7 protein-coding genes are annotated in these 10,134 nt (G+C 62.5%); 4 read left to right on the forward strand and 3 right to left on the reverse strand.

Annotated elements, in window-relative coordinates:
* The coding region (gene acnB / locus AC5JJ6_RS26365) for a bifunctional aconitate hydratase 2/2-methylisocitrate dehydratase (RefSeq protein ID WP_496044916.1) at positions 1-2,320 on the reverse strand (2,320 nt) is incomplete at its 3' end.
* A 749-nt stretch (positions 2,321-3,069) separates the two neighbouring features.
* Between acnB and AC5JJ6_RS26370 the strand changes: the two genes are divergently transcribed.
* Together AC5JJ6_RS26370 and AC5JJ6_RS26375 are read left to right on the forward strand one after the other, a co-directional pair.
* Positions 3,070-3,345 (forward strand): hypothetical protein, encoded by a 276-nt coding sequence (locus AC5JJ6_RS26370; protein ID WP_496044917.1) that lies wholly within the window; start codon positions 3,070-3,072, stop codon positions 3,343-3,345.
* A gap of 114 nt (positions 3,346-3,459) precedes the next feature.
* Positions 3,460-4,227, forward strand: coding sequence for a sulfite exporter TauE/SafE family protein (locus AC5JJ6_RS26375; protein WP_496044918.1), 768 nt, complete (start codon positions 3,460-3,462; stop codon positions 4,225-4,227).
* A 246-nt stretch (positions 4,228-4,473) separates the two neighbouring features.
* Here AC5JJ6_RS26375 and AC5JJ6_RS26380 read toward each other — a convergent pair whose 3' ends face one another.
* Both AC5JJ6_RS26380 and acnA read right to left on the reverse strand, forming a co-directional pair.
* On the reverse strand, positions 4,474-4,890 hold the full coding sequence (locus AC5JJ6_RS26380; protein ID WP_496044919.1) for a hypothetical protein: 417 nt from the start codon (positions 4,888-4,890) through the stop codon (positions 4,474-4,476).
* Positions 4,891-4,985: 95 nt separating this feature from the next.
* Positions 4,986-7,694, reverse strand: a complete 2,709-nt coding sequence (gene acnA, locus AC5JJ6_RS26385) for an aconitate hydratase AcnA (protein WP_496044920.1) — start codon at positions 7,692-7,694, stop codon at positions 4,986-4,988.
* Positions 7,695-8,236: 542 nt separating this feature from the next.
* Here acnA and AC5JJ6_RS26390 point away from each other — a divergent pair.
* Positions 8,237-9,094: an ABC transporter ATP-binding protein gene (locus AC5JJ6_RS26390; protein WP_496044921.1), complete on the forward strand. Its 858-nt coding sequence runs from the start codon at positions 8,237-8,239 to the stop codon at positions 9,092-9,094.
* The coding region (locus AC5JJ6_RS26395) for an AMP-binding protein (RefSeq protein WP_496044922.1) at positions 9,094-10,134 on the forward strand (1,041 nt) is incomplete at its 3' end. The genes AC5JJ6_RS26390 and AC5JJ6_RS26395, both read left to right, overlap by 1 nt.

A 10,134-nucleotide genomic window follows, 5' to 3' on the forward strand; every position in this document is an offset into this window, starting at 1 on the left:
CCATGCATAGCGAACAGCCCGGCATCTCCATGCGGGCGCCCGACTTGCCGAGGACGCTGTAATAGCCTTCCTCGTTCAGGATCATTGCATCCATCTTGGTCGGCGGAGCGATCCACAGCCGGGTCGGGATGTCGGACTTACCGTCCAGCACCTTGGCGGCGGCGCGGAAGTGGCCGATGTTGGTCATGCACGAACCGATGAACACTTCGTCGATCGTGTCGCCGGCGACTTCCGACAGCAGCTTGACGTCATCCGGATCGTTCGGGCAGGCGACGATCGGTTCCTTGATGTCGGCCAGATCGATCTCGATGACGGCGGCGTATTCGGCGTCGGCATCGGGGGCCAGAAGCTGCGGGTCGGCGATCCAGGCTTCCATCGACTTGATGCGCCGCTCCAGCGTGCGGCGGTCGGCGTAGCCGCTGGCGATCATCCAGCGCATCAGCGTGATGTTGGAGCGCATGTATTCGATGATCGGCGCTTCGCTGAGCCGGACGGTGCAGGCGGCGGCGGAACGTTCGGCCGAGGCGTCCGACAGCTCGAAGGCCTGTTCGACCTTCAGGTCGGGCAGCCCCTCGATCTCCAGGATGCGGCCGGAGAAGATGTTCTTCTTGCCCTTCTTCTCGACCGTCAGCGTCCCCTGGCGGATCGCGTAGAGCGGGATCGCATTGACCAGATCGCGGAGCGTCACGCCCGGCTGCATGGTGCCCTTGAAGCGCACCAGCACGCTTTCCGGCATGTCCAGCGGCATGACGCCGGTCGCGGCCGCGAAAGCGACCAGACCGGAGCCGGCCGGGAACGAGATGCCGATCGGGAAGCGGGTGTGGCTGTCGCCGCCGGTGCCGACGGTGTCGGGCAGCAGCAGGCGGTTCAGCCAGGAATGGATGACGCCGTCGCCGGGCCGCAGGGAAACGCCGCCACGGGTGGAGATGAAGGCCGGCAGCTCCTGATGCGTCTTGACGTCCACCAGCTTGGGATAAGCCGCGGTGTGGCAGAACGACTGCATGACGAGGTCGGCGGAGAAGCCGAGGCAGGCCAGATCCTTCAGCTCGTCGCGGGTCATCGGACCGGTGGTGTCCTGCGAGCCGACGGTGGTCATCTTCGGTTCGCAATAGGTGCCCGGACGGATGCCGGAGCCTTCCGGCAGACCGCAGGCGCGGCCGACCATCTTCTGGGCCAGCGTGAAGCCCTTTCCGCTGTCGGCCGGGACGGCGGGCAGGCGGAACAGGGTGGACGGCGGCAGGCCCAGCGCCTCGCGGGCGCGGCCGGTCAGACCACGGCCGATGATCAGCGGAATACGACCGCCGGCGCGGACCTCGTCGAAGATCACGTCGGACTTGATGGTGAATTCGGCGATCACTTCGCCGTTCTTCAGGGCCTTGCCGTCATAGGGGCGCAGCTCGACGATGTCGCCCATGTCCATCCTGGACACGTCCAGCTCGATCGGCAGCGCGCCGGCGTCTTCCATGGTGTTGTAGAAGATCGGCGCGATCTTGGTGCCGAGGCAGACACCGCCGAAACGCTTGTTCGGGACGAAGGGGATGTCCTCGCCGGTCCACCACAGCACGGAATTGGTGGCGGACTTGCGCGACGACCCGGTGCCGACCACGTCGCCGACATAGGCTACCAGGTTGCCCTTGCTCTTCAGCGCTTCCAGCTGCTTCATCGGGCCGCAATTGCCGGGCTCGTCCGGCTCAATGCCGGGGCGGGCGTTCTTCAGCATGGCCAGGGCATGCAGCGGGATATCCGGGCGCGACCAGGCATCCGGCGCCGGCGACAGGTCGTCGGTATTGGTTTCGCCGGTCACCTTGAAGATGGTGATGGTCAGGCTTTCCGGTACTTCCGGGCGCGACGTGAACCACTCGGCATCGGCCCAGGATTGCAGCACGGCCTTGGCGTTGGCATTGCCCTTGTCGGCCAGATCCTTGACGTCGTGGAAATAGTCGAACATCAGCAGGGTCGTCTTCAGGCCCGCGACAGCGGCGGCGCCGCATTCGTCGCTGGCCAGCAGGTCGATCAGCGCCTTGATGTTGAAGCCACCGAGCATGGTGCCGAGCAGTTCCGTGGCCTTGACCTTGGAAACCAGAGCGCAGGACTCCTCGCCCTTCGCGACCTTGGCCAGGAAGGCGGCCTTGACCTTGGCGGCGTCGTCGACACCCGCCGGAACGCGGTGCGTCAGCAGCTCGACCAGGAACTGCTCCTCGCCCGCGGGCGGCGCCTGCAACAGGCCGATCAGTTCCTCGGTCTGCTTGGCGGACAGCGGCAGGGGCGAAATCCCGAGTGCGGTGCGCTCAGCGACATGCTGGCGGTAGGCTTCAAGCACGGCTAGATCCTCTCGTCTAAGATTATCCGGAGGTTCCAATCCGCCCAATTAAACACAACCTACGGTGTTTAAAATTCAATTTTAATACCATATATTGCGTCTGCCGGGTCGGACGGTAGGCTCCAGTATGGTTGTTGCAGGATTTCGATTCCTGGTACCGATTACTCCGGCCCATTTTGCCGGGCTCTTCCTGGATGCGCGATTAGGCTCTTTGTCGCTGCCACTCATTGTCCCGGTGCCGGGAAACCCCGTTCCTGGGTGCTGGACTGAATGGCAACCGAGCCACCCGTCGCCGACGCCGCCTCCCCCTGCATGATGGAGCGCCTGCGGAACACGCAAGGCACCCGCCTCAAAAACGGCGAAAACTTAGCGCGTTTTAGAGTTTTTGGAAAGCTTTCAGAATGGCCGCGGCGCAAGTTTGCTTCGTTCGCGTGGCGGAAAACCGGCGTTTTCGACACGCTGGGCGTGATGGACATGGAGCAAAATGTCGCTGGCTGTCATGTGACAGTCTTTTCCGCCATAGTGAGCTCGTGCGTCATTCTCCAAGGTGTTTCTGGCTGCATGATTCAGCGCGGATTCGTTCTGAAGCTCACCGAAACATCGGCGAGATCCGCAGAACCTCACGATTTGCAATTACGAGATGTAGACTCTCGTACTACTGACATCTCTTTGTTCAGGCGTGTGACAGTTTCTCGACAAATGCGGCCGCCCACCTTATACTTTTTTGCGCATGCAGTAGGAGGCAGCATATGGACCAAGAACTCAAAACGATGCTGTCTTTGCTAGTGGGCAAAGTTGACGCCCTCAATGATAAAATTGACAACCTGTCCCTTGAAGTTAGTGCCATCAAAAAGATACTGCCAGTTGTGGCGACCAAGGATGATGTAGCACATATTGTTCGGGAACAGGAGTCTCTGGAGCAACTCTTTGGGGCGACACATCAAATCATGGTTGGACATGTGGAACAGTTGACACGACAGTACGAATATCTTGTTGGTGTCCGTTCCAATACTGCGGCGGAGTAAACGAAGTCGAATGAACAAGCTTTCGGACTGATCTCCCCGATCCGTTGCACTGACGAGCTGACCACCGCTGGAAACACCTTGCCAAGCGCCTGAAGAAGGTGTCTGAAGGCCAGCATGATCACAGATGCCGTCTTCTACGCGATCGCCATCCCCGCAGTCTTGCTTTCCGGCATCAGCAAGGGAGGACTTTCAGGGCTTGGAGCCCTGGCGGTGCCCATGATGGCGCTGGTCATTTCTCCTGCCCAGGCGGCGGGACTGATGCTGCCGATCCTGTGCCTGATGGACCTGTTCGGCCTGTGGGCGTACCGCAAGACCTGGAGCCGCAGCCAGATGCGCGTGCTGCTGCCGGGATCGCTTCTGGGCATCGGCATCGGCGTGCTGGCATTCGGCCATCTGAACGACGATGCGGTTCGGGTGCTGATCGGGCTGATCGCCGTCCTGTTCTCGATCAACCAATGGCTGAAGCCGCTGTTGCAGCGGCAGTTGCTGGAGGCTTCGCCGCCATCGGGCGCCAAAGGGTTGTTCTGGTCGGGCGTGGCGGGGTTCACCAGCTTCGTCGCCCATGCGGGCGGGCCGCCGGTGCTCATATACCTGCTGCCCCTACGCATGGAGAAGATGCTGCTGGCGGGGACGACGGTGATGTTCTTCGGCGTGGTGAATTACGTCAAGCTGATCCCGTATTTCTGGCTGGGGCAGCTCAATATGGCGAACGTCTCGACATCGCTGGCACTGGCGCCGTTGGCTCCCATAGGGATCTGGATGGGCGTGTGGCTGACCAGACGCGTCAGCGAAAAGCTATTCTACCGCGTCAGCTTCTTCATGCTGTTCGTGGCCGGCGTGAAGCTGCTGTACGACGGCATGACGGGGCTGAACGTCATCTGATCGTAGCAAACAACTTGATGAAATCTCATTGTGCAGTTTCATGAGATCGATCAGATCGGCGTTCGGCTCCGTATCCTCGAAAGCACGGATGAAAGCAGCACAGTCCTCATTGGATGGGAGACGCGTTCTTTCAGCCTTATTCACGGTTGCACGCACTGCGGAAGCGGTGAAATCGAGTTGATCTGCGTTAAAAGTCGGCATGGTCCAGAATTCCACTTCGTCATGTCCAGTGATTGCCGGACAATGTCAATCGTCGTCAGGCTCCGTTCCCGTCAGCAGCGCGTGGATACGGCGGCCCAGCGCCGTCAGGGCGGTTCCTTCGGCGTCGAACAGGCCGTGCAGCCGCTTCATGCCGTCCTCGTCCGGAAGGTAGGTCGCGGCGCCGCCGGGCAAAGTGTCGGAATAGGCCCAGGTGAAACCCTCGCCGGCAGGGTTCCAGACCTCCGTCCGCTCCGGTCCGTGCGGACGCGCTACCCAGGCGCGCTCACCAGCGGCCTCCGCCTTGTAGCGGACACCGAAGAAGCGGCTGCCGGCCAAGGCGCCGACGGCGGCCACCGCGAAGACGCCGCCTTCGGGAAAACGCTCCGCCACCAGCTGGCTCACCATCTCCGCGAACCGGCGGCGCTTCTCCTCAGCAGGCATGCCGTCCAGTACCAGAGCCATCGGTGAAATCCCTTCAAAGAAAAAGCCCCGCAGCTTACCACTGCGGGGCTCGATCTCACCATTCTTTCAACCTGGGCCTTCCGGGGCTGAAAGGCTTATGCGGCCTGTTTGATCATGCTGCGGAGCACGTATTGCAGGATGCCGCCGTTCTTGTAGTACTCGACCTCGTCCAGGGTATCGATGCGCAGCATCACCTGGATCGTCTCCGACGAGCCGTCGGCGCGGGTGATCTTGACATCGATGTCCTTGCGCGGGGTCAGGCCCGACTCGACGCCGGTGATGTCGAAGATTTCCGTGCCGTCCAGCTTCAGGCTCTGGCGCGACATGCCGTCCTTGAACTGGAGCGCCAGGATGCCCATTCCGATCAGGTTCGAGCGGTGGATACGCTCGAAGCTCTCGGCGAGGACGGCCTTGACGCCGAGCAGGCGTGTGCCCTTGGCGGCCCAATCACGCGACGACCCCGTGCCGTACTCCTTGCCGGCGACGATGACCAGCGGGGTGCCCTGGTCGGCGTAGCGCATGGCGGCGGTGTAGATCGGCAGCACTTCGCCGGTCGGGATGTACTTGGTGACGCCGCCTTCGACGCCGGCCACCATCTCGTTCTTGATGCGGATGTTGGCGAAGGTGCCGCGCATCATGACTTCGTGGTTGCCACGGCGGGCGCCGTAGGAGTTGAAGTCGTCCGGACGCACCTGATAGCCCAGCAGGTATTCGCCGGCCGGGCTATTCTTCTTGATCGAACCGGCCGGCGAGATGTGGTCGGTCGTGATCGAGTCGCCCAGGATCGCGAGCGGACGGGCGCCGTGGACGTCGGAGACCGGCGCCGGCTCGGGCTTCATGTCCTCGAACAGCGGCGGCAGCTTGACGTAGGTCGAACCTTCCACCCAGTTGTAGGTCTGGCCGGTCGCGGTTTCGATCGACTGCCACTCCGCCGGGCCGGCGAACACGTTGCTGTAGCGCCTGCGGAACATCTCGGGCGTCAGGGACGCCTGGATGGTGTCGGCAATCTCCTGGTTGGTCGGCCAGATGTCCTTCAGGTAGACCGGCTGCCCGTCGCTGCCCGTGCCGATCGGGTCGTTGACCAGATCGACCTTGACGTTGCCGGCCAGCGCATAGGCGACACAGAGCGGCGGCGACGCCAGATAGTTGGCGCGGGTGTGCGGGTTGACGCGGCCTTCGAAGTTGCGGTTGCCCGACAGCACGGCGGCGACGACCAGATCGCCTTCTTCGACGGCGGCCGAAATCGGCTCCGGCAGCGGACCGGAGTTGCCGATGCAGGTGGTGCAGCCGTAACCGACCAGATTGAAGCCCAGCTTGTCCAGATAGGTGTCCAGGCCGGCGGCGGCCAGATAGTCGGTCACCACCTGACTGCCCGGAGCCAGCGAGGTCTTGACCCACGGCTTGGAGGTCAGGCCCTTCTCGACCGCCTTCTTGGCAAGCAGGCCGGCTGCCACCAGCACGCTCGGGTTGGAGGTGTTGGTGCAGGACGTGATCGCGGCGATCACGACGTCACCTTGGCGAAGGCTGTAGTCGGCGCCCTTGACCGGCACCACCTTGCTCTCGTCGCCGGCGGGAACCTTGAACGCCGAGGTCAGGTCGCTGGTGAACGCCTGCGACAGGGCCGACAGCAGGACCTTGTCCTGCGGGCGCTTGGGGCCGGCAAGGGCGGGCTCGACGGTCGAAAGGTCCAGTTCCAGCACGTCGGTGAAGACCGGTTCGGGCGAGCCCGGCTCGGCCCACATGCCCTGCGCCTTGGCATAGGCCTCGACCAGCGCCACCCGCTCGGGATCGCGGCCGGTGAAGGTCAGGAACTTGATGGTCTCGGCGTCGATCGGGAAGATGCCGCAGGTGGCGCCGTATTCCGGGGCCATGTTGGCGATCGTCGCGCGGTCGGCCAGCGGCAGGGCCGCGAGGCCGGGGCCGAAGAACTCGACGAACTTGCCAACCACGCCGCGCTTCCGCAGCATCTGGGTGACGGTCAGCACGAGGTCGGTCGCGGTGGCGCCTTCCTTAAGCTTGCCGACCAGCTTGAAGCCGACGACTTCCGGGATCAGCATGGAGATCGGCTGCCCCAGCATGGCCGCCTCGGCCTCGATGCCGCCGACGCCCCAGCCGAGCACGGCCAGGCCGTTGACCATGGTGGTGTGGCTGTCGGTGCCGACGAGGGTGTCGGGGTAGGCGATGGTCTTGCCGGTCGCCTGATCGGTATCGGTCCAGACGGTCTGGGCCAGATATTCGACATTGACCTGATGGCAGATGCCGGTGCCGGGCGGCACGACGCGGAAGTTGTCGAACGCGGTCTGGCCCCAGCGCAGGAAGGCGTAGCGCTCCTGGTTGCGCTCGAACTCCAGATCGACGTTCTTCTTGAACGCGCCGGCATTGCCGTACTCGTCGACCATGACCGAGTGGTCGATCACCAGATCGACCGCGCATAGCGGGTTGATCTTCGACACTTCGCCGCCCAGCGACTTGACGGCCTCGCGCATCGCGGCGAGATCGGCCACGGCGGGAACGCCGGTGAAGTCCTGCATCAGGACGCGGGCGGGACGGTAGGCGATCTCCGTGTCGCTCCTGCGATCCTTCAGCCACTGACCGAGCGCCTTGACATCATCGACCGAAACCGTGCGTCCGTCTTCGAAACGCAGAAGGTTTTCCAGCAGGACCTTCAGGGAGAACGGCAAGGTGGATACATCACCCAGGCCGGCCTGCTCGGCCGCCTTCAGGCTGAAGTAATCATAGGACTTGCCACCCACTTCGAGGGTGCGGCGAGCCTTGAGCGTGTCATGACCGGTGAACGTTGTCACAGGAACTCCTCCATTGCATCAGCAACCAGCGGAGGTTTGGATCGCGAAGTGACCGAAACCTTTTTTGTAGAGTCGTGGTGTAGCGCAGAATTGGCATGTAGGCAAACACCAGCATGATGCAAGTGGTCATACCAAGGAGAAGTATTTTCAAAGGTTTCGCGACAGCGCGAGAACTTTTCGAGAGCTTTTCTACCTATCGCGCAGTGTCGCTTACCGCAGCGCACCATAGACTGTGCAAGAGGGAGTTTTACTCACTTTTATAATACTTTTGGCATATATTGCCGTTCTTGGCACTGCGCATTCTATACCTTTGGTCAGGTGCCGATTCGGCCCTAACCTCGATGCACTACCGGTGCCGAAGCGATACACCTGTATGCCGGAACTTCCCAATGCGGGGTAACACGGCACCCGACAGGAATTTTACAAACGATTGTTTTCTAAAACGCCGAAATCTGTTGCAGCCCATTCGCCTTGTATTTAAGGATTGGGCACGCACGATGAGGCGCAAGGGACATACCGCTCAAATGGTATGACCAATAATAATGGTTCAGGGAGGACGCACGGTGAAGGCCGATACGCCCATTTTTGAAGCCCGGCATGTATCGCTGAGGTTCGGCGGCGTGCGAGCGCTGACCGATGTGAGCTTCAGCATCGACAAGGGCGAGCTGTTCTCGATCATCGGCCCCAACGGCGCCGGCAAGACTTCGATGGTCAATTGCATTTCCGGCCGCTACACCCCGACCGAAGGCCAGATATTCTTCAAGGGCCAGGACGTGACGGGCATGACGCCCAACAACCGGGCGGAAATCGGCATCGGAAGAACCTTCCAGAATCTGGCGCTGTTCGGGCACATGACCGTGCTCGACAACATCATGGTCGGCCGCCACCACCTCCTGAAGAACAATTTCCTGACCGGCGCCCTCTACTGGTTCACCGGCGCGCGCACCGAAGAGCTGGCGCACCGGCGCGAGATCGAGGAGATCATCGACTTCCTCGACATCCAGCATGTCCGCAAATCGATCGCCGGCACGCTGTCCTACGGCCTCCGCAAACGGGTGGAGCTGGCTCGCGCCATGGCGCTGAAGCCGGACCTGATCCTGCTGGACGAACCGATGGCCGGCATGAACCTCGAAGAGAAGGAGGACATGGCCCGCTACATCGTGGACCTGAACGAGGAATACGGCATGACCGTCGTGATGATCGAGCACGACATGGGCGTGGTCATGGACATCTCCCACCGGATCATGGTGCTGGACTTCGGCAAGAAGATCGCCGAGGGCTATCCCGAGGAAGTTTTGGCGAACGCCCACGTCAAGCGCGCCTATCTGGGCGAGGCCGACGACGTGCTGAGCGATGAAGAAGACGTCACCGTCCCCGCTCCCGCCGGAAAGGTGGCGTGATGGGTGCCGGAACCGTCAACGATTTGCCCGACCTGTCGCTGCCCGACCTGTCGCTGCCCGACCTGGCGTTGTTCGACACCTTCCCGAAGCTGCTTCAGCTTCACGCCCGCAACCATCCGGACGAGGTGGCGCTCCGCGTCAAGGACCTGGGCATCTGGCACTGCCTGAACTGGCGGGAATACCAGACGCGCGTCAAGGCCTTCGCTCTGGGACTTCACCATTTCGGGATCGGCCGAGGCGCCGTCGTCGCCCTGATCGGCGACAATCGGCCGGACTGGGTCTGCGGCGAGATCGCCGCCCATGCGGTCGGCGCCATGAGCCTGGGCATGTACCGCGACGCCCTGGACGAGGAACTGGCGTTCCTCATCACCTATAGCGGCGCCCGCGCGGTCTTCGCGGAGGACGAGGAGCAGGTCGACAAGCTGCTGGCGCTGGGCGACCGCATCGGCACCGTCAAGCTGATCGTCTACAGCGACCCGCGCGGCATGCGGAAGCACACGGACCCGCGCCTGATCTCCGTGACCGAGCTGATGCATCACGGCGACGCCGTCGCCTCCGAATACCCTGCCCTCTACGACGAGCTGGTCGCAGCGACGAAGGGCGAGGACGTGGCCGTCCTGTGCACGACATCGGGCACGACGGCCAACCCTAAGCTGGCGATGCTCCCCGCTGGCCGGGTCATCCGTCACTGCGCCAGCTATCTCGGCGTCGATCCCAAGGGACCGCGCGACGAATACGTCTCCGTATTGCCGCTGCCCTGGATCATGGAGCAGGTCTATGTGCTGGGCAAGGCGCTGCTGAGCCGGATGACCGTCAACTTCGTCGAGGAAACCGAGACGATGATGAGCGACTTCCGCGAAGTCGGGCCGACTTTCGTGCTGTTCGCTCCGCGCGTCTGGGAACAGATCGCCGCCGATGTCCGCGCCCGCATCATGGATGCCTCGCCGCTCAAGCGCCGCCTTTACGAATACGGCATGAAACTGGGTCTGGAAGCGCTGGACAAGGGCAAGCGGTCCTGGCTGGCCGACCTGCTGCTGTTC

The sequence above is a fragment of the Skermanella sp. genome, from assembly GCF_059503625.1.